Below are 19555 nucleotides of genomic sequence, written 5' to 3'. Positions count from 1 at the left end.
CCCCCGGGCCCGCGCCGGGTCCGCCCGGGCCGCCGGTCTCATGCCGCCAGCGTCCCCGGCACCACCGCCCCGGCGCCGAAGCGCCGCCGCGCGCGGTCGGCCGCCGCCTCCAGGCGGTGCGCCTTGTCGTCCCCGGGGTCCAGGCTGAGCTGGTGGGCCGCCCCGGCGGCGGGCCGCAGGCCCTCGGCGCGCAGCACGAGCCCCCGCACCCGGGCGCGTTGCAGGCCGAGCGCCTCGTGCAGGCCGTACGCGGCGGCGGTGAGCGCCCGGGTGTGGGCGGTGGGCTCGGGCAGGGCGCGGGAGCGCACGGTGGTGGAGCGGTCGGCGTAGCGGACGGTGAGCTGGAGGCTCGCGCACACCTGTTCCTCGGCCCGCAGCCGGGTGCCGAGTTCCTCGGTGAGCGAGAGCAGGGCGCGGCGTTGGCGGTCGTGGTCGAGTTCGTCGCGGTCGAAGGCACGGTGCGCGGAGAGGGCGCGGGAGAGCGCGTCGGGGGTGACGGGGGTGGGGTCGACGCCGTGCGCGCGGGCGCGCAGTTCGCGTCCGGCGCGGGCGCCGAGGATGCGCTGGAGGGTGCCGAGCGGGGCGGCGGCGACGCGTCCGGCGGAGTCGAGTCCGTAGGAGCAGAGCGTACGGGCGGTGGCGGGGCCCACACCCGGCAGCGCGATGACGGGCTTGCGGTCGAGGTAGTCGGCGAGCCCGTCCTCGGTGACGGTGACGGTCGTGCCGAAGCGGGCCTCGCGCGCGGCCATGCGGGCGATGAGCGGAGTCGGGCCCACGCCGATCGCGCAGACGACACCGTGCAGGGCGAGGGTCCGCACCCGTACGAGCGCGGCGAGTTCGGCGACGTCGCGCCCGAAGTAGCGGCGCGCGCCGCGCACGTCGGCGAGCGCGGTGTCGGGCGGGAGCGCCTGGACGAGCGGGGTGAGCCCTTCGGCGGTGGCGAGCAGCGCGGGCAGCAGGTCGGGCGCGTCAGGCTCGCGCGAGAGCCGGAAGCGGACGCAGAGGACACCGGCCCCGGGCCCCTCCCCCGTCCCCCCGGCCACGCCTTCCGCGCCACCGGCCGCGTCGTCCCCGTACGAGCCCGCGCTTCCGGCCGCGTCGTCCCCGTACAGGCCCGCACCTCCGGTCGCGCCCTCCCTGTACAGGCCCGCGCCCTCCCCGTACCGCACCGGGCCGCTCATCCCGCGCTCCCCTGGCTCTGGTGCCACAGCTTCGCCCGCGCGATGCCGCGGCCCGTCGCCGCCGTGTCCGCGCCCGCCGGTTTGAGGTCGGCCCAGGGGTTGAGCTCGAAGCCGGTGGGGAGGGTGATGCGGCGCGCTGCCGAGGCGGGTTCGTCCGGCTGCTCCTCCAGCGGTTCGGCGAGCTTCGCCGAGACCGCTTCGAGGCCGCCCTCGGCGCGCAGGTCGAGGAGTTCGGCGAGGTTCCAGGCGACGGTGCCGACGACGCTGAGGCTGCGCGGCCCGCGCCGTTGCACGGTGCCGCGCACGAGGAGCAGCCAGGAGTGGAAGACGGTGTGGGCGCAGCGCTCGTGCGAGTCGTCGAAGAAGGCGAGGTCGACGAGGCCGGTGCCGTCGTCCAGGGTCGTGAAGACGACGCGTTTGCCGGAGCGGATGGGCGGGGTCTGGGTCGCGGCCTTGGCGCCGGCGACGAGGACGGTCGCGCCGTGCGGGGCCTCGCGCAGGCGGCGCGCGGAGACGACGCCGAGTTCGCGCAGGAACTCCTGGTGGTCGCCCATGAGATGGCGGGACGCGTCCATGCCGAGGACGCCGAGTTCGGCGCTGAGCCGTTCGGTCTCGTCGAGGTCGGGGAGCCCGGCGGGCGCGGTGCGGCGGCCGCCGGAGAGCGGGAGCTGGGTGCCGTGCGAGGCGGCGCCCCTGCCCATGCGGTGGAGTTCGGCGAGGTGCAGGAGGAGGTCGCGGCGGTTGGCGCCGAAGGCGTCGAGCGCGCCGACCTGCGCGAGGCGCTCGGCGACGGGACGCGAGGGCCGCGCGCGCTGCCAGAAGTCGAGGAGCGAGGTGTACGGCTGCGCGGCGGCGATCCGCTCACCCTCGGCCTCGCTCATGCCGTGCACGTCGGCGAGCCCGAGGCGGACGCCCCAGCGGGCCGCCGGAGGCCCATCCTCGGACACCAGTTCGATCCGATGGGCCGGGGCGGAGTGGTTCACGTCCACGGGCAGGATCGGCACGCCCCTGCGCCGCGCGTCCGCGAGGAGCAGCCGCTTGGGGTACATGCCGGGGTCGTGGGTGAGCAGCCCCGCGTAGAAGGCGGCCGGGTGGTGGGCCTTGAGCCAGGCGGACTGGTAGGTGGGCACGGCGAAGGCGACGGCGTGCGCCTTGCAGAAGCCGTACGAGCCGAAGGCCTCGACGATCTCCCACGTGCGCGTGACGGTCTCGGCGTCGTAGCCGCGTTCGGCGGCGCGCTGCGCGAACCAGAAGCGGATGCGGCCCTGCGACTCGGGGTCGGAGAGCCCGCGCCGCACCCGGTCGGCCTCGTCGCGCCCGCAGCCGGTCATGGTGTGCACGAGGTCGATGACCTGCTCGTGGAAGACGACCACGCCGTAGGTGTCCTCCAGGGCGGGGGCGAGGTCGGGGTGCGGGTAGCGCACGGGCGCGCGGCCGTGCCTGGCCTCGATGAAGGGCCGCACCATGTCGGCGGCGACGGGCCCGGGGCGGAAGAGCGAGATGTCCACGACGAGGTCGTGGAAGGTGGACGGCTGGAGCCGCCCCACGAGGTCGCGCTGTCCGGGCGACTCGATCTGGAAGCAGCCGAGGGTCTCGGTGGAGCGGATGAGCTGGTACGTCCTCTCGTCGCCGGGCTCGATCGCGTCGATGTCGGGGGCCTCGCCGGTGGCCCGGTCCAGCTCGGAGAGCGCGTGCGCCATCGCGGACTGCATCCGTACCCCGAGCACGTCGAGTTTGAGCAGTCCGAGGTCCTCGACGTCCTCCTTGTCGAACTGCGCCATCGGCAGCGACTCGCCGCTCGTGGGCACGACGGGGGTGCGCGAGAGCAGCGAGGCGTCCGAGAGGAGCACCCCGCACGGGTGCATCGCGACACCGCGCGGGAGCGCGTCGAGCCCTTCGACCAGTTCCCAGAAGGTGCCGTACTTCTCGCGCTCGGCGGCGACGGAGGCGAGTTCGGGCAGCTCGTCCATCGCGGTGCGGGCGTCGCGGGCGCGGATGTGCGGGAAGGCGGTGGCGATGCGGTCGATGTCGGCGGGGTCGAGCGAGAGCGCGGCGCCGACGTCGCGGATCGCGTGCCGCACGCGGTAGGTCTCGGGCATCGCGACGGTCGCGACGCGCTCGGGCCCGAAGCGGCCGAGGATCGCGCGGTAGACCTCGATGCGGCGCGCGGACTCGACGTCGATGTCGATGTCGGGCAGCACGGAGCGCCGCTTGGACAGGAAGCGCTCCATGAGCAGCCCGTGCTCCAGCGGGTCGGCGTGCGCGATGCCGAGGAGGTGGTTGACGAGGGAGCCCGCGCCCGAGCCACGCGCGGCGACACGGATACCGAGGTCGCGCACGTCGTCGACGACGCGGGCGACGGTGAGGAAGTACGAGGCGAAGTCGTGGTGCCCGATGATGTCCAGCTCGTGGTGCATCCGCTCCCAGTACGCGCGCGCCTTCGGCCCCCGGTCGTAGCCCTCGCGGATCATCCCGGCGGCGGCCCGCGAGGCGAGGGCCCGCTGCGCGGTGCGCAGACCGGCGCCGACGAGGCGGGGCTCGGGGAAGCGCACGGAGCCGAGGCCGAGGTCGTCCTCGGGGTCGACGAGGCACTCGGCGGCGGTACGGGCCGTGTGGGCGAGGAGCGCGGCGGCGGCGTCCGGGCCGAAACCGGCGGCGGTCGTGATCCGCTCGGCCTCCCGGGCCATCAGCCCGGCGTCCTTGAGCCAGCGCTCGCCGCCATCGAGGCCCTTGGCGGGGTCGATGGGGACGAGGCGGCGGGCGGCGTCGAGTACGTCGGCGATGCGGCCCTGGCCGGGGTCGGCGTAGCGCACGGCGTTGGTGAGCACGGGGCGTACGCCCTGCTCGGCGGCGAAGCCCACGGTGCGGGCGGCGAGGCGCAGGGAGCCCGGGCCCGTACCGCCGCGTCCGTGGTGGACGGCTTCGAGGCGGAGCGCGTCGCCGTAGCGCTCGCGCCAGGGGGCGAGGAGGCGGGCCGCGCGGTCGGGGCGTCCGGCGGCGAGGGCGCGGCCGATGTCGGACTCGGGGCCGAGCAGGACGGTGAGCCCTTCGCCGTGGTTGGCGTCCCAGGGCAGCAGCGGCGGGCGCTCGCCGCCCGCGTGCGCGGCGGTCACGAGCGCGCACAGGGCGGCCCAGCCGCGCGCCCCCTCACGGGCGAGAAAGGTCACACGCGGCGCGGACTCGTCGATGAAGGCCCCGCCCCGTACGGGAGCGCGCCGCCGCCCGCCGCCGCGCACGTCCCTCGCGGCGGGTACGTCCACGGCGAGATCGACCCCGAACAGGGGCCGTACGCCCTCCTCGGCGCACGCCTTGGCGAAGCGCACGGCCCCGGCGACGGTGTCGCGGTCGGTGAGCGCGACGGCGTCCATGCCCCGCTCCGCGGCCCGCGCGGCGAGCGCCTCGGGGTGCGAGGCGCCGTACCGCGCCGAGTTGCCCGAGACGGTGCGCAGGTGCGTGAAGCCGAGGCCCGAAAGGGCCGGAGACCTGCTCATTCGGCACCTCCTCGGACCGTCGTGCTCACCCCCTGGGCACCACGATAAACCACTGCTCGAACGTTCGTACGATTAGCGCGGCGGTCGTACGAACAGACGGGTGAACGGGCACGGGGAGTGATGGGCGACGAGGTACGCGGGGCGGGAGCGGGGGGAGGCACGCCCAGGGCCCCGGCCCCCGCGCGTGGCGGGGACCGGGGCCCTGGAGGGTGGTGCGGGTGTCAGCCGATCTCGGCGCCGAAGGCGTTCAGCGCCTCCGTGACCGGCTGGAAGAAGGTCTCGCCGCCGGAGGCGCAGTCGCCGCTGCCGCCCGAGGTGAGGCCGATCGCGTCGCTGCCCGCGAAGAGCGAGCCGCCGGAGTCGCCGGGCTCGGCGCAGACCGTGGTCTGGATGAGCCCGTCGACGATGCCGTCCGCGCCGTAGTTGACGCTCACGTCGAGGCCGGTCACCTCGCCGCTGTGGACGCCGCTGGTGGACCCGGAGCGGGTGACGCTCTGGCCGACCGTCGCGTCGGCGGCCCCGGTGATGGACTGGCTGCTGCCGTTGTAGAGGTCCACCTCGCTCGGGTGGGCGGTGTTCCCGCTGTACTTCACGAGTCCGTAGTCGTTGCCCGGGAACTCGGAGCCGGCGTTGCTGCCGAGCGGGTTGCCGTCCGCGTCGCTCCAGCTGCTGATCGCCTCGGTGCAGTGCCCGGCGGTGAGGAAGGCGGGCTCGCCGCCCACCGTCACGTTGAAGCCGAGCGAGCAGCGCCCGCCGGAGCCCTGGATCGCGTCGCCGCCCGCGATGAGGGGCTTGAAGGTGCCCTTGGACTGCTTGAGCGTCGCCGCGGTGCCGAGCTTCTCGACGGCGGTGGTCAGCTTCTTGAGCTGAGCGCCCTCGACGGTGCGGTCGGCGGTCACGACGACCTTGTTGGAGACCGGGTCCACGCCCCAGGAGGTGCCGGGTATCGCGGTGGTCTCCTTGGCGACGGCGGAGCGCGCCGACTTCAGCTCGGCGAGCGTGTGCGCGACGACTCTCGCCTTCGCGCCCGCCGCCTCGGCCGTCTTCGCGGCCGACTGGTCCGTCACGTTGACGACGAGGTGCTTGGCCTGCGCGTCGTAGTAGGTTCCCGCCGCGTGCGCACCCAGGTCCTGGGCGAGTCGCGAGGCGAGCTTTTCGGCCTTCGGCGCCGAGAGGGTGTGCGGGGCGGTGGGGGTCGCCTCCGCGGCGTTCGCGGTCTGGAAGGTGAATCCGGCCGCGAGCAGCGCGGCCACTCCGGTGCCCGCGATCGCGGCACGCCGCGCGGTGGTCCGTCGTTCGGTCACTTCACGTCCTCCTGTGGGGGGTTGGTCCCGGCGGTGTGGGGGTGCCGGGACCGGAAGGCGTTCGCGCACGGTGCCGCCGGACGGGAAGAAACCGCGTCCTCGCCACCGTGCGCCGACCACTATTCCGACGGCCCGCAGTCGCACACAAGGTCGATATCCGGCCGCGCGCCCGAAGGGGACGAGCACCTCCGCACCGACCTCGCACGGCTGTCAAGTACGCCTATGCAGCTCGGAGTTCGCAGGCGTAAAGCCCCGGTGGAGGCGGTACGGCACCGAAAGCGCGCATCCCTCGACCCCCTGGCCGGTTCTCGCCCCTGACCCCTCACGGACCCCCGCGACCGGGCGAAGGCCCGGTGAAGGAGTCGCGGACGGGTCCGGGACCTCGCGTGAGGGGGCGGTCACACGCCCGCGCCCCGTACCGGAAAAGCGGTGGCCCCTTCCCCCCGCGCCCCGCTACCTTGCGGGACATGCAGCCCGCCGCGCACCACCGATGGACGACGACGCCGGAGTACGTCCCGGCGCGCTGAGAGCTGTACCGAAGCGAAGCCCCGGGGCGGGTGCCCCGGGGCTTTTCCGCGCCGCCACCCGCTCCCCCACCCACAGGAGCGACCATGAACGCCCCCGCCCCCGCCCGGGAACACGACCACCACCGCCTCGGCCGCGCGCTCGGCCTCTACGGCACCGACCCGCTGCTCGGCGCGGGCCTCCCCTACCTGCTCCCCGACGGCGCGAGCGTGCGGCACGCGCTGGAGGAATACGTACGCGGCCTGGAGGTCGCCGACGGCTACCAGCACGTGCACTCGCCGGTGCTCGGGAAACAGGAGCTGTACGTCCGCTCGGGGCACTGGGCGCACTACCGCGCGGACATGTTCCCGCCGATGGAGGTCGGCGGCGAACACTTCGTGCTGCGCCCGAGCCTGTGCCCGCACCACGCGCTGATCTACCGCGCCCAGGCCCGCAGCTACCGCGAACTTCCGCTTCGTATCGCGGAGTTGGGCGGCATGTTCCGCGCGGAGCCCTCGGGGACCCTCGGCGGGCTGACCCGGGTGCGGGCGATCCAGCTCAACGACGCGCACCTGTTCTGCGCCCCGGAGTCGCTCGCCGGGGAGGTCGCCGGGGCGCTCGCCCTGATCCGTACCGCCTACCGGGCCCTCGGCCTGTCCCCGAGCCGCTACCGGCTCTCGCTCCCGGGCGAGGGCGTCAAGTACGCGCTCGACGAGGGCATGTGGGAGCGGTCGGCCGCCGCGCTCACCGAGGCGCTCGCGGGTTCGGGGCTCGACTGGGAGGAGGGGCCCGGCGAGGCGGCGTTCTACGGGCCGAAGATCGACGTGCAGGCGCGGGACACCGCGGGCCGCGAGTTCACCCTCTCGACCGTGCAGGCCGATTTCCACCAGCCGGCCGCCTTCGGCCTGGACTACCGCGCGGCCGACGGCTCCCGGCCGCGCCCGGTGATGGTGCACCGCAGCGTGCTCGGCAGTCTGGAGCGCGTCCTCGCGCTGCTGATCGAGGTGCACGGCGGCGCGTTCCCCGCCTGGCTCGCGCCCGTGCAGGTGGGCGTGGTGCCGGTGGGCGAGGAGCAGGAGGAGGCCGCGGAGGCCTTCGTGCGGCGCTGTCGCGCGGCGGGGCTGCGGGCGCGGCGGTACCCGGCGCACGCGGGGACCCTCGCGGCGCGTGTCCGGCAGGCGCGCCTCGTGCCGCACCTCGCGGTGCTCGGCGCCCGCGAGGTGGCGGCGGACGAGGTCGCGCTGCGCCGCGGGGACGGGGACCGGCTCCCGGCCCGGCCGCTCGCGGAGGCCGTGGCGCTGCTCGTGGCGGAGAGCGGGGTGCCGGAGTAGGCGAAGCGGCCGGGGCGTGCGGTACGGGGTGGGCGCGGGGGTACGGGGGTGGGTGAGCCCGCGCCCCGGGCCCGCCCACCCCCGTACCGTCCGTACCGCCTGTACTGCCTGTACTGCCTGTACTGCCTGTACTGCTGTGCCGCCTGGGTCAGTAGATGCTGACCCCGTAGGCGCTGAGCGCCTCGGTCACCGGCTGGAAGAAGGTCGTACCGCCCGAGGAGCAGTCGCCGCTGCCGCCGGAGGTGAGACCGATCGCCTTGTTGCCGGAGTAGAGCGGGCCGCCGGAGTCGCCGGGCTCGGCGCACACGTTGGTGCGGATGAGCCCGCTGACGATGCCGTCCGCGCCGTAGTTGACGGTGGCGTTGAGGGCGGAGACCGTGCCGCTGTGGATGCCGGTGGTCGAACCGCGCCGGGTCACGTTCATGCCGACCGTGGCGTTGGCGGCGCTCGTGATGTCCACGCTGCCCACGGTGCCGTCCTTGGCGACCGAGGAGTTGGTGTACTTCACGAGGCCGTAGTCGTTGCCGGGGAAGCTCGACCCGGCGGTGGTGCCGAGGGTGGTGGAGTGCGAGGAGTTCGACCACCACGTGCCCGCGCCGTCGGTGCAGTGCCCGGCGGTGAGGAAGTAGTAGGTGCTGCCGCTCCTGACGTTGAAGCCGAGGGAGCAGCGCCAGGACGAGGCGTAGATGGCGTCGCCGCCGGAGATGAGCTTGCTGAAGGTGCCGGGGGTGCGCTCGATCTCCAGGGCGCCCGAGTTGCTCCCGGCCGCGTCCTTGAGCTTCTGGATCTCGGCCTGCGAGACGGTGCTGTCCACGGTGACCTGGACCTTGCCGTTGCTCGGGTCGATGTTCCAGGCCGTGCCGGCGACATCGGCGTCGAGCACGGCATCGCTCGCCGCGGTGAGCTGGTTGGTGGAGTACGCCTTCGCCTCGCCGGCCTGCGCGGCGGGGACCGCGAAGGCGGCGGTGGCGAGGAGGCCGGAGGCCACGGCGATCAGCCGGGTCCGTCTCGTGGTGCCGGTGCGGGGGGTGGTGCGCTTGGTCCTCACGTGGTTCCTCCAGTGGGGAATCGGGGGGCCTGCCGTGGGGGTCGGGCCCGTGAGGCGCGGTGCGATGCACGTGCCCCGGATCACGGGACACGGACACCGAACCGGCGCTGCTGGGGAGTTTCTGTGACCGCGCCGTGACCGCACAAGGGCGACTTCCAGCCTCGTCCATCACCCCGAAAGCTCCCTCAACTCCCTTTACTCACCGTCCACTTGAGAATTCCTTCACTACCTTCCCGGCTACTCGCCGCCCGTCCGCACCAGTCGCCGCTCGCCCGCGGCGACGGCGAGAGCGAGGGTGTTCCCGGGTGGCGGGAACGGGCACAGGAAGTGCGGGCTCAACGCGCAGGGCGGCAGCACCGCCCGGTTGAAGTCCACAGGGACCGCGCCGTCGGGGGCGGGTGCGGGGGTGGGCAGGAAGCGGAAACGGTGGCTGCCCACGCCGCTCGTGGCATCCGCGAAGACCGCCAGCAGACCGCCGTCCGGCTGCACACCGGCATGCAGTGCGTACGCCAACCCGTCGACGTAGAAGCGCAGTTCACCCCCGAGAACGAGCCCGCGCGCACGCCCGTCCGCGTTCGGCACCCGCACGGTCCGCTCCGACTCGTACGGGGCGAAGCGGCCCTCGACCGCCCAGCGCGCCGCCCACGGGCTCACCTCGAGCCCGGGGAAGGCGCGGCGCGCGGGCGCGTCGGGGTCGTGCACCCGTACCGCCCACGCCCCCTCGCGCTCCAGGACGGCGAGCCTGCGGCGGCGGTGGGCGACCTGGGCGCGCCCGGCGGGACCCGTGTCGGCGGCGAGCGGCGTCTCGCCCGCGTAGGGCCGTCCCCGTACGAGCAGCCCCGCGCCGCGCGTGAGCGAGACGTGTTCCCCGGCCGCGCGCCAGCGCCCGGGAATGTCCGGAAGCAGTCCGTCCGGGTAGTCGTCGAGCCAGTACGTACCGGTGACGGAGAGCGGACCCCAGGGGGCGGTGAGCGCCTCGGCGCGCGCGGCGCGCCACTGCCGCCAGTCGGCGGGGGCGGTGTCGGCCGGTGCGGTGTCGGTCTTCGTGGTGTCGTGCTGGACGGGGCTCATGCGGCGGCGCCCTTCGGGGCCTTGCGGGTGGCGGGGTGGCTCAGGCCGAGGTGGTCGCGCAGGGTCGGGCCCGTGTACGCCGTACGGAAGGCGCCGCGTTCCTGGAGGAGGGGCACGACCTGGTCGACGAACTCGTCGAGGCCGCCGGGGGTGAGGTGCGGGACGAGGATGAAGCCGTCCGCGGCGCGGGAGTCGACGAAGTGACTCATCGCCTCGGCGATCGTCGCCGCCGAGCCGACGAAGGACTGGCGTCCACTCGCCTCGATCGCCGTCTCGCGCAGCGAGAGGTTCTCGGTACGGGCGAGGGCGCGCCATTTCTCGGCGAGCGCGCGCGGATCGCCCTGCCGTACCCGTCCCTGGACGACGTCCGAGTCGACGACGGGGTCGAAGGCGGGCAGCGGCCCGTCCGGGTCGAAGCCGGAGAGGTCGGTGCCCCAGACCTGTTCGGCGGCGAGCAGGGCGTTCTGCGGGGAGACCTGGAGGCGGCGGATCTCCGCGGCCTTCTCCCGCGCCTCGGCGTCGGTGTCGCCGACGACGACCGTGGCGCCCGGCATGATCTTCAGATCGTCGGCCGTGCGCCCGTACCCGGGCAGGCGGCCCTTCACGTCGGCGTAGAACTCCTGCCCGGCCGTGAGCGTGCCGTGCCGCGTGAAGATGACGTCGGCGGTGCTCGCGGCGAAGTCGCGGCCCTCGGCCGAGTCCCCTGCCTGGATGACGACCGGGTGCCCCTGCGGGGAGCGCGGAAGGGTGAACTCGCCCTCGATCGAGAAGTGCCGGCCGTGGTGGGCGAAGGGGCGCGGCGTGCCGTCCGGGCTCCAGCTGTCCCACAACTCCCGTGCGGTCGCGACGAATTCGGCGGCGCGTGTGTAACGCTCGGCACGGTCGAGATAGCCGCCCCGGCGGAAGTTCTCGCCGGTGAAGGCGTCGGAGGAGGTGACGACGTTCCAGGCGGCGCGGCCGTCGCTGAGGTGATCGAGGCTCGCGAGGCGGCGGGCGAGCTCGTAGGGCTCGTTGAAGGTGCTGTTGACGGTGGCCGCGAGGCCGAGGCGCTCGGTCACGGCGGCGACGGCGCCGAGGACGGCGAGCGACTCGGGACGGCCCACGACGTCGAGGTCGTGGATGCGGCCCTTGTGCTCGCGCAGCCGTAGTCCCTCGGCGAGGAAGAGGAAGTCGAAGAGGCCGCGTTCCGCGGTGCGGGCGAGGTGGACGAAGGAGTCGAAGGCGATCTGCGAGCCGGAGCGCGGATCGGACCAGACGGTGGTGCTGTTGACGCCGGGGAAGTGGGCGGCGAGGTGGAGGGGGCGGTGGGTGCCGGGCGGCGGGAGGGGACGGGGCCCCGGGGAGCGGTGGGGCGGGGTGGGGCGGGGCTCATGGGAATGGGCGGGAGGGGTGGGGTGGGGCTGTTGGGGCGGGCGCTGGTGGCTCATGCGGTGGCTCCGGTGGGTCGAGCGGCGAGGTGGAGGTTGGCGGGACGGGCGAGGCCGAGGTGTTCGCGCAGGGTGCTGCCGGGGTGGAAGGCGCGGAAGACGCCGCGGTGCTGGAGCAGCGCGGCGGTGCCGTTGACGAGGCGTTCGAGGTCGCGGCCCGGTGCGGCGGGGCGCAGGTGGAAGCCGTCGACGGCGCCGGCGGCGTACCAGTCGCCGATCAGCTCGGCGAGGTCGACGGGCCCGCCCTTGTAGTGCGGTCCGTGCGCGGTGGGCCGGGGCCCGCCCCCGCCGTGCCCGGGTTCGGCGGCCTGCTCGCCGCCGCTCAGGTCAACGGTGAGCGAGGCGAGGACACGTACGTCGGCGGGCTCCCGTCCGGCGCGCGCCGCCTCGGCACGTACCTCGGCGGAGAGCGCGGCGGCCTGCTCGCGGCTGCTCGCCGCGACGAGGAGTACGTCGGCGTGGCGGACCGCGAAGGCGCGCCGTACGGGATCGTCCGCGTCGGCCACGATCACGGGGTGGCCCTGCGGCGGCCTCGGCACGATGGAGGGGCCGCGCACGGAGAAGGTGGTGCCGGAGTAGTCGGCGTAGTGGAGCTTGTCGCGGTCCACGAAGCGGCCGCTGGGGATGTCCCGTATCTCCGCGTCGTCCTCCCAGCTGTCCCACAACAGCCGTGCCGCTTCGACGACTTCACCCGCTTCCCGCCACGCCTCGCGCGCGGTCACGGCGGCCCGCCGTCCGAAGAGCCGCGCCTCGCCCTCGCTCGTGGAGACGTCCGGCCGCCACCCGGCCCGCCCCCGGCTGACCCAATCGAGCGTGGCGAGTTGGGCCTGGACGTGGAAGGGCTCGGTGTGCGTCGTGGTCACGGTCGGCACGAGCCCCACGCGCCGGGTTCCGGGCGCGAGCCGCGCGAGGACGGAGAGCGCGTCGAGCCCGGGCGCGGCGAAGGAGTCGCCGAGCGTGACGAAGTCGAGCAGCCCCTCGTCGGCGAAGCGGGCGAGAGCGAGGAAGTCAGCGGCGCGGGTGGCCCCGGGGACGTCGATGGCGGCGGCGAGGTGGAGTCGGCGGGGGGTGGGGGGCACGGGCGAGGTGGCGGGCACGGGCGAGGTGGCGGGCACGGGCGAGGTGGCGGGCACGGGCGGGGTGGCGGGCACGCGCGGGGTGGCGGGCACGGGCGAGGTGGCGGGCACGGGCGGGGTGGGGGCGGAATCGGGCATGGCTTCTTTCTCTTTCGGGTGGTTTCCGGTGCGGCGGGTGGACGCGAAAGGCGCGTTCGGGCCGGAACCTGTGGACAACTCGGGGTGTCGCGCGATTCCCACCACTCGTACGGGTGAGCGGCGTGGTGACTTCCGCGGAGTTGTCCACAGATTCGGTGGGCGGGGGCGGAATCGGGCGGGAGGGGCGGGGAGGGGCTGGAAGAATTGGTCTCGGGGTCGCCCCCTGGGAGGGCGGGGGCTGCCCCCGTCCGGCGCGCAGCCGGGGCCGCAGCGAGCGGGCGTCCCCCTCCCGCCCCTCCCGCCCCCTCACAACACCTTCGACAGAAACCCCTTCGTCCGCTCCTCCCGCGGCCTCACCAGCACCTCCCCCGGCGTCCCCTGCTCCACGATCCGCCCCTCGTCCATGAAGACCACCGTGTCGGCGACCTCCCGGGCGAAGCCGATCTCGTGCGTGACGACGATCATCGTGGCGCCCTGGCTCGCGACGTCCCGGATGACGTCGAGCACTTCACCCACCAGCTCGGGGTCGAGCGCCGAGGTCGGCTCGTCGAAGAGGAGCAGGCGCGGCTCGATGGCGAGCGCGCGGGCGATGGCGACGCGTTGCCGCTGCCCGCCGGAGAGTGTGCGCGGGTACGCGTCGGCCTTCTCGCCGAGCCCGACCCGCTCCAGGAGCCGCCGCGCCCGCTCCCGTGCCTCGCGCACCGGGACACCGAGCGCGGCGACCGGCGCCTCGACGATGTTCTCCTCGACGGTCAGGTGCGGGAAGAGATGGAAGTTCTGGAACACGAAGCCGATCGCGGTCCGCTGCCGCAGCACCTCGCGCTCGCGCAACTCGTGCAACGTGTCCCCGCGCCGCCGGTAGCCGATCAGCTCGCCGTCGACGTGCACGGCCCCCCGGTCGACCTTCTCCAAGTGGTTGATCGTGCGCAGCAGCGTCGACTTCCCCGACCCCGAAGGACCGAGCACGACCGTCACCTCGCCCGCGCGCACGGTGAGATCGATCCCCCGCAGCACCTCCTGCTTCCCGAAACTCTTGTGCACCCCACTGATCTCCACCATGGGCCGCGCGGGCGCGACGCCGGTACGCGGGGAACCTGCGGCACTCGACACACCTGCGGTACTCAACGGACGGACTCCTTCACAGCGGAGGTACGGGGCGATACGGAGGCGGGGCGGGGACGCGGGTCCGGCTCGGCCCCAGGCGCGGCGGACGGCTCAGCCCCCGGCCCGGCGGACGGCCCGGCAGGCGGCCCGGCGGACGGCCCGGCAGGCGGCCCGGCGGACGGCCCGGCAGGCGGCCCGGCTGACGGCCCGGCGGGCACGTCCCGCGCCACATCCCGCACCCCGGCCCCCGCCCCCACCCCGGCCGCGTCCGTGGCCCCCGGCGCCCCCCGCTCGCCCGTCACCACCGCCAACAGTGCCCGCGCCGTCGCGTCGTTCTGCCGGAACGCCGGGCTGTTGGTACGCGGCCGCGTGAACGCCCCCGCCCCGCGTGCGTCCGTGTGCGGCCCGAGCGCGAACAGGCGCGGGTGCGTGCTCCCGTCGTTCCACCGCACCCGCCCGTCCGCGGGCGCCACCGCGAGCAGCCCGTCCGCCGTCGCGCGCGCCCCGGCCGCGAACAGCCCTCGCAGCAGCGGATCGCGCACGCGCCCCGCCTCCGGCTGCGGCAGCCGCGCCTCGACGAGCGCCCTGGCCCGTACCGGGTGCCCCGGCAGGCTCGCCGAGCGCGCCTCGAAGGCCCCGTCCACGGCCCGTACGGTCATGTCGGCGCCGAGGAAGCGCACGAGTCCCGCCTCTGCGAGTCCGCGCAGCGCGCGCAGGCGCGGTCCGGGCGGTCCGGAGGCGAGGAAGCTGAAGAAGCCGTGCCACCAGGCCCCGAGGTCGCCGAGCCGCATGAGCTGTCCGTAGACGGAGAGCAGCGCCATGAAGACCGACAGGTCCTCGCTGTGCGCGGGGTCGTGACGCCGGTCGAGGTCCGCGTCGATGTGCGCGAGGAGCCGTGCCTGCACCTCCTCCTGGCTGCGCGCGGTCCACCCGGCGAGCGGCCGGTCGAGCGCGTCGAGGTCGAGCCGCTCGGCCGCTTCGGGCACCGCCCTACGGACGAAGGCGTCGAGGCTTCCGTCGTACGGGTCGGCTGCCGCGTACCCGGATTCGAAGGCGGCCCGGTCGACGGCGAAGACGTGCGGGCGGGTGGTCAGGAGCCGGTGGTAGTGGGCCCAGCCGAGTTCCTTGGCGACGAGCGGCCACACGTCGGTGCGGAAGTCCAGGGGCCCTGGTCGCGCGAGGAGTCGGGCGGTCTGCTCGGGGCCGAAGAAGCGGGGCAGCTCGGGAAGTTCGCCCTCCAGGCGGTAGCCGAGCTTGACGTGGTACGGGACGCCGCGCCGCGAACCCACGTACAGCACCGGCTCCTTGCCCGAGGGCACGTACCGGCCCTCGGGTGTCCAGCGCCCGCCGCGGCCCTCGGTGAGCAGCACCATGAGGTCGACGAAGGCGAGGCCGAGGCCGCGTACGAGGACGGGTTCCCCGGCGCGCAGCCCGCGCAGGTCGGTGTCCGCGGTGTAGTCGGGCGGCAGGTACGTGAGGCCCTCGCGTGCGGCGTGCGCGGTGAACTCCCGCTCTTCCACAGCGAGTTCTGCCTCCTGGTGGCCCAGTGCGAGGACGACGAGGTCGGCGGTGAGCGGTGGCTCGCGGTCCGCGAGCCACACCGATTGCCGTCCCTCGCGCGGTCCTTCGACGCGCACGGCGCGGGTGCGGTGCTCGTGCACGACGATGCCGGGCGGCAGCGCGGCGCGGGCCCGCTCGTACGCCCAGCGCAGGTAGGCGCCCTGGGTGCGGCGGTCGGGGAAGGCGCGGCCCTCGATCCCGGCCCACTCGTGCAGCGCGGGCCCCGGCACGACGGGCCCCTCGATCTCGACGGTCTCGTCGGTGAAGAGCGTCGTGTCCTCGGCCATGGAGTTCATCCACAGCAGCGGCGACTGCTCGCGCCGCCATATCCGCCCGGGTCCCGGCGGGTACGGGTCGACGAGGTGCAGGACGAAGGCGGGGTCCGAACCTCCGTACCCGGCAGTGGTGTTGGCGGCGATACGTTCCAGGAGCCCGGTCGCCCGGGGCCCGGCCCCGACCACCACGACGACGGGCGCGTCCTCGCGCACGGGGCTCATGAGCGCTCGGCTCCCCGCGCGTAGTGCCTCTCCACGTAGTGCTGGCCGACACTGAGCACGCTCGTCACGAGCGCGTACCAGATCGTGGCGACGAGCAGCAGCGGGATGACCTGGTAGGTGCGGTGGTAGACGAGTTGCACGGAGTAGAGCAGGTCCTGTACGGCGATGACGCTGACGATCGAGGTGCCCTTGAGCGCGCCGATGAGCATGTTCCCCGCCGGGGGCACGATGGCGCGCATCGCCTGCGGGAGCACGATGCGGCGCAGTCGGCGCCAGGGGCTCAGGCCGAGCGACTGCGCGGCCTCGATCTGCCCCCTGTCCACCGAGAGCAGTCCGCCGCGCACCACTTCGGCGGCGTACGCGGCCTCGTGGAGGGTCAGGCCGAGCACGGCGACGGTGACGGGGCCGAGGAGGTTGACGGTCTTGACCGTGACGAACTCGGGGCCGAAGGGGATGCCGAGCCCGAGGTGCGGGTAGAGGGCGCCGATGTTGAACCAGAAGAGGAGCTGGACGAGGATCGGCGTCGAGCGGAAGAACCAGATGTACCCCGAGGAGACCCAGCTCAGCACCGGGTTCGACGACATCCGGCCGAGCGCGAGCAGCGTGCCGAGCACGAAGCCGAGCACCATGACGAGCGCGGTGAGCCACACGGTCAGGCCGAGTCCGCGCAGCACGGCGGAGGTCGTGAAGTAGTCGGCGACGACATCCCACTGGAACGCCTTGTTGCGCGCGAGCGAGTTGACCGCCATCGCGAGCAGGAGCAGCACGAGGAGCGCGGCGATCCACTGGCCGGTACGGCGCACGGGCACGATACGGAGCGTGCCGGCGGTCTCTTCGCCCGGCTCGGGGGGCGGGCCCGGGTCGGGCGGCGGCCCCTGCGGGTGGTCCGCGAGGGCGCGGGCCTCGGAGGCGGCGCGCTCAGCGGAAGCGGCGCGCTCAGCGGAAGCGGCGCGCTCAGCGGAAGCGGCGCGCTCAGCGGAAGCGGATGCGGAAGCGGGAGCGTCGGGGGCGGCGCGCTCACCGGCGGCGGGAGCGTCGGAGGCTGGTGCGTCGAAAGGCATGCGGAACTCCGTGGCGAAGTCGCCGCACGGTGTTCCGTCTTCACGTGGCCCGCGCCCCTCAGCACGGACCTTCAGCGAGAGTACGGGAGCCGCTCGCGCATCTGTCAAGCCCCTGCCCCCGGGCCCCGTCCCACATCCTGAACAGCCCGTCCCCATTCGTTGACGGCGGCCCGGGCGCCTGTTCCACTGGTCCGCATGAATCTGTCGCAGCGGCGTCTGGTGACGCGGTCTCACATCGACTTCGGTCGGGTGTGGTCGGCGTCCTGTCGTACGTGCTGCGGTGGCGCGCCTCGCAGCTGACGGCCTTCAGGCCGGGCTCGCGCCCCCTCTTCCTGTTCTTCGCCGTCCCCGGTGTCCTGCCGCCGTGCCGTTTCGCGTTCCCGTGAGGCGGTACGTGCCGTGACGCCGTGACGCGCCTGTGCGGGCCACGCCGTCGTGCCCGCTTCCCGCTTCCGCCCCGCGGCCCCGCCTTCACGCGCACACCCCTCCCCTCGCGCCACCCTGCCCCGCGTCGTTCACGCCTGCCGTCCTGGAGTCCTGCCATGAGTGCCCCACCCCCTCGTTCCGCGCGCCGTTACGCCGTGCTCGCCCTGCTCACCGCCTCCGCGCTCGCCTCACTCACCGCCTGCGGTTCCGGTGATCCCTCGGGCTCGGGCGGCGGCGGGGGAACGGGCGGCGGGGCGGCGGCCGCCGCCGGGTCCGCCGGCGAGAAGGCCGGCGGGCTCCCCACCAGGGACGTCGTCTCCGGAGTGAAGAAGAACGCCGCCGCTGCCGGGCTGCTGCCGGAGCGCGTCAGGAAGAGGGGCAAGCTCACGCTCGGCGGCGCGATCGGCGCCCCGCCCACCGCGACGTACCTGGAGGACGGCAAGACCGCCGCGGGTGTGGACGTGGAGATCACCGAGGCCGTCGCCAAGGTCCTCGGCATCGGGATCGACCGGCAGGAGGCGAGTTTCGAGGCGATCCTGCCGGCCCTCGGCAGCGGCAAGTACGACGTCGGCACCGGCAACTTCGGGGTCACCGACGAGCGCCGCAAGACGATCGACTTCGTCACGTACATCAACGACGGCCAGGGCTTCGCGACCCGCGCCGACGAGAAGCTCCCGAAGATCACCGACCTCACCCAGTTGTGCGGCAAGAACATCGGCACCGGCGCGGGCACGACCTTCGAGGTGACGCTGGAGCAGAACAAATCGCTGTGCGAGAAGGCCGGAAAGAAGCCGTACAGCGTCAAGACCTACTCCGAGCAGGGCGCCATCTGGGGCTCGCTCCAGCAGGGCCGCACCGATGTCGTCATGTCGACGATCAACGGGCTGCGCTACGCGGTCGACCAGCAGCAGGGCCTGAAGTTCCTCAACGAGTACCACCGTCTCGACGTCGGCTTCGCCTTCAAGAAGGGCAGCGACCTCACCCCCGCCTTCCAGAAGGCCGTCAACGTCCTCATCGCCGACGGCACCTACGCCGAGATCCTCGAGAAGTGGGGCGTCTCGGACTCCGCCCTGCCCACCTCACGGATCTCCCCGCCCGAGATCCGCTGAGGCACCGGCGCCGCGCGTTCAGCAGTCGCAGCAACAACCGTCGCACCCGCAGCCGTCGCAACCGCAGCAATCGCAGTCGCACGCATCGCAGCAGTCCGCGTAGTGGCAGCAGCCGTGCCGGGTCTTGCCCGACCACGGGCCCTCGTACTCCTCCGCGCAGCACATCCGGCACGTGCATCCCAGCGCGAGGAACACGCCGCAGCCCGCCCAGAAGCCGCGCCCCGAGTGTGTGGGCGGGGGTTCGGGGGCGTCCCCGCCGGGCGGGTCCTGCGTGTACGGGTTCCCGGGAACGGGGGCGCCCGGTTGCTGGTGCGCGCAGGAAGGGGCCGTACCGAAGGCGCGGTCGACCGAGCGCGGCAGTTCGTGGACGAGGAGGCGGTGGGCGAGCGCGGGGTCGGCGAAGTCGGTGTCCGCGAGGGCGAGGCGGATGCCGTGCAGGGCGTCGTCGGCGAGACGGCGGGCCTCGGGGCGCGGGGTCGCGGTCGCGGTGAGCGGGTTCCAGGCCCCGCGCGCGGCGTCCTCGGCCTGGTCCTCGACCGCGTCGAGGAGGTGTGCGAGGCGGCCGAAGAGGCGGCCGGCCTCGGCGAGCGGCGCCGCGTTGTGCGGGCGGTCCGCGAGGAGCGCGGTGTGCGCGAAGGCGGCGGCGGTCGCGGTCTCGGTCGGCTCCGTGACGGTCAGGAGCGAGGTGCCCGGTCCCGCGAGCGCCTCGATACCGGGCTGGCGTTCGGCGGCGGCGAGCAGGACCCCCGTGTCGAAGCCGAGCCCGGCGGCCGAGCGGTGCGCCGCCTCGGCCCAGCCGCTCGCCACGCGTCCGGCGGCCGCGGCGACAGGGCGGCGGGCCAGCATCCCGTCCCCGTCGGCGACATGGTCCCGTACCTTCACCGCGGCGAGCGCGAGCGAGACCGCGCCCGCGAGGCGCGCCCCCTCGCCTTCACTGACCCGTGCCGTGCGCATCCCGCGCAGCGCGCAGGGTCCGGCGCGGCGTCGGCCCTGCCGCTCGCGCGGTGTCTGAGCCTCCGTCAACACGGATATGACGATGCCGTCGTAATTCGTGGCTATGCGGGCGAACTGCCCGTGATTCCCCCTCAGCGCGAGGCAGAGCCCGCACAGATGGGCCATCCAGCGGTTCTTGAGCTTCTCGCCGAGGCTGTGGGCGCACGGCCGCACCATCCCGAACATCGTGAAATGACCCCCCATTGTCCCGCGCGTACCGCTACGATCGCCGCA

At 74.3% G+C, this 19555-nt stretch carries 14 protein-coding genes; 3 read left to right on the top strand and 11 right to left on the bottom strand.

Annotated features, from left to right (window positions below):
- Positions 1-38 precede the first annotated feature (38 nt).
- The 3 genes from ACIP4O_RS20570 to ACIP4O_RS20560 form a co-directional block, all read right to left on the bottom strand.
- On the bottom strand, positions 39-1169 hold the full coding sequence (locus ACIP4O_RS20570; protein ID WP_401576813.1) for a hypothetical protein: 1131 nt from the start codon (positions 1167-1169) through the stop codon (positions 39-41).
- Between the two features lie 8 nt (positions 1170-1177).
- Positions 1178-4672 (bottom strand): DNA polymerase III subunit alpha, encoded by a 3495-nt coding sequence (locus tag ACIP4O_RS20565; RefSeq protein WP_401576331.1) that lies wholly within the window; start codon positions 4670-4672, stop codon positions 1178-1180.
- Between the two features lie 221 nt (positions 4673-4893).
- Positions 4894-5976, bottom strand: a complete 1083-nt coding sequence (locus ACIP4O_RS20560) for a S1 family peptidase (protein WP_401576329.1) — start codon at positions 5974-5976, stop codon at positions 4894-4896.
- Positions 5977-6587: 611 nt separating this feature from the next.
- On the opposite strand from ACIP4O_RS20560, the gene thrS reads away from it, so the two are divergent.
- The gene (gene thrS, locus ACIP4O_RS20555; RefSeq protein ID WP_401576327.1) at positions 6588-7811 is read left to right on the top strand and encodes a threonine--tRNA ligase; all 1224 of its coding nucleotides are present in this window, start codon (positions 6588-6590) and stop codon (positions 7809-7811) included.
- A 148-nt stretch (positions 7812-7959) separates the two neighbouring features.
- On the opposite strand, the gene ACIP4O_RS20550 is transcribed toward thrS, so the two are convergent.
- The 7 genes from ACIP4O_RS20550 to ACIP4O_RS20520 all read right to left on the bottom strand — a co-directional run bounded on the left by ACIP4O_RS20550 (position 7960) and on the right by ACIP4O_RS20520 (position 16793).
- Positions 7960-8859 carry a S1 family peptidase gene (locus ACIP4O_RS20550; protein WP_361331839.1) on the bottom strand — a complete coding sequence of 300 codons (900 nt, stop codon included), beginning with the start codon at positions 8857-8859 and terminating at the stop codon, positions 7960-7962.
- Between the two features lie 237 nt (positions 8860-9096).
- Complete coding sequence (locus tag ACIP4O_RS20545; RefSeq protein WP_401576325.1) at positions 9097-9930, bottom strand: DUF1684 domain-containing protein; 834 nt, start codon at positions 9928-9930, stop codon at positions 9097-9099.
- Positions 9927-11357: an NtaA/DmoA family FMN-dependent monooxygenase gene (locus ACIP4O_RS20540; RefSeq protein WP_401576323.1), complete on the bottom strand. Its 1431-nt coding sequence runs from the start codon at positions 11355-11357 to the stop codon at positions 9927-9929. Before ACIP4O_RS20540 ends, ACIP4O_RS20545 begins: the two co-directional genes overlap by 4 nt.
- On the bottom strand, positions 11354-12571 hold the full coding sequence (locus ACIP4O_RS20535) for an LLM class flavin-dependent oxidoreductase (protein WP_401576321.1): 1218 nt from the start codon (positions 12569-12571) through the stop codon (positions 11354-11356). Before ACIP4O_RS20535 ends, ACIP4O_RS20540 begins: the two co-directional genes overlap by 4 nt.
- Before the next feature lie 306 nt (positions 12572-12877).
- A complete protein-coding gene (locus ACIP4O_RS20530) occupies positions 12878-13630 on the bottom strand; it encodes an amino acid ABC transporter ATP-binding protein (protein ID WP_401576811.1) in 753 nt (250 codons plus the stop codon).
- 62 nt (positions 13631-13692) lie between these two features.
- Positions 13693-15732: an FAD/NAD(P)-binding protein gene (locus ACIP4O_RS20525; protein WP_401576319.1), complete on the bottom strand. Its 2040-nt coding sequence runs from the start codon at positions 15730-15732 to the stop codon at positions 13693-13695.
- Positions 15729-16793 carry an amino acid ABC transporter permease gene (locus ACIP4O_RS20520; RefSeq protein ID WP_401576317.1) on the bottom strand — a complete coding sequence of 355 codons (1065 nt, stop codon included), beginning with the start codon at positions 16791-16793 and terminating at the stop codon, positions 15729-15731. Before ACIP4O_RS20520 ends, ACIP4O_RS20525 begins: the two co-directional genes overlap by 4 nt.
- Before the next feature lie 251 nt (positions 16794-17044).
- On the opposite strand from ACIP4O_RS20520, the gene ACIP4O_RS20515 reads away from it, so the two are divergent.
- Positions 17045-17179: a hypothetical protein gene (locus ACIP4O_RS20515; protein WP_401576315.1), complete on the top strand. Its 135-nt coding sequence runs from the start codon at positions 17045-17047 to the stop codon at positions 17177-17179.
- 156 nt (positions 17180-17335) lie between these two features.
- Positions 17336-18328, top strand: a complete 993-nt coding sequence (locus tag ACIP4O_RS20510; RefSeq protein ID WP_401576314.1) for an ABC transporter substrate-binding protein — start codon at positions 17336-17338, stop codon at positions 18326-18328.
- 18 nt (positions 18329-18346) lie between these two features.
- Here ACIP4O_RS20510 and ACIP4O_RS20505 read toward each other — a convergent pair whose 3' ends face one another.
- The gene (locus tag ACIP4O_RS20505) at positions 18347-19525 is read right to left on the bottom strand and encodes a DUF5685 family protein (RefSeq protein ID WP_401576313.1); all 1179 of its coding nucleotides are present in this window, start codon (positions 19523-19525) and stop codon (positions 18347-18349) included.
- Positions 19526-19555 lie beyond the last annotated feature (30 nt).

It is taken from the genome of Streptomyces sp. NPDC088923, from assembly GCF_044749745.1.
Lineage (GTDB): Bacteria > Actinomycetota > Actinomycetes > Streptomycetales > Streptomycetaceae > Streptomyces.
This window is presented reverse-complemented; position numbering and strand designations above follow the sequence as displayed.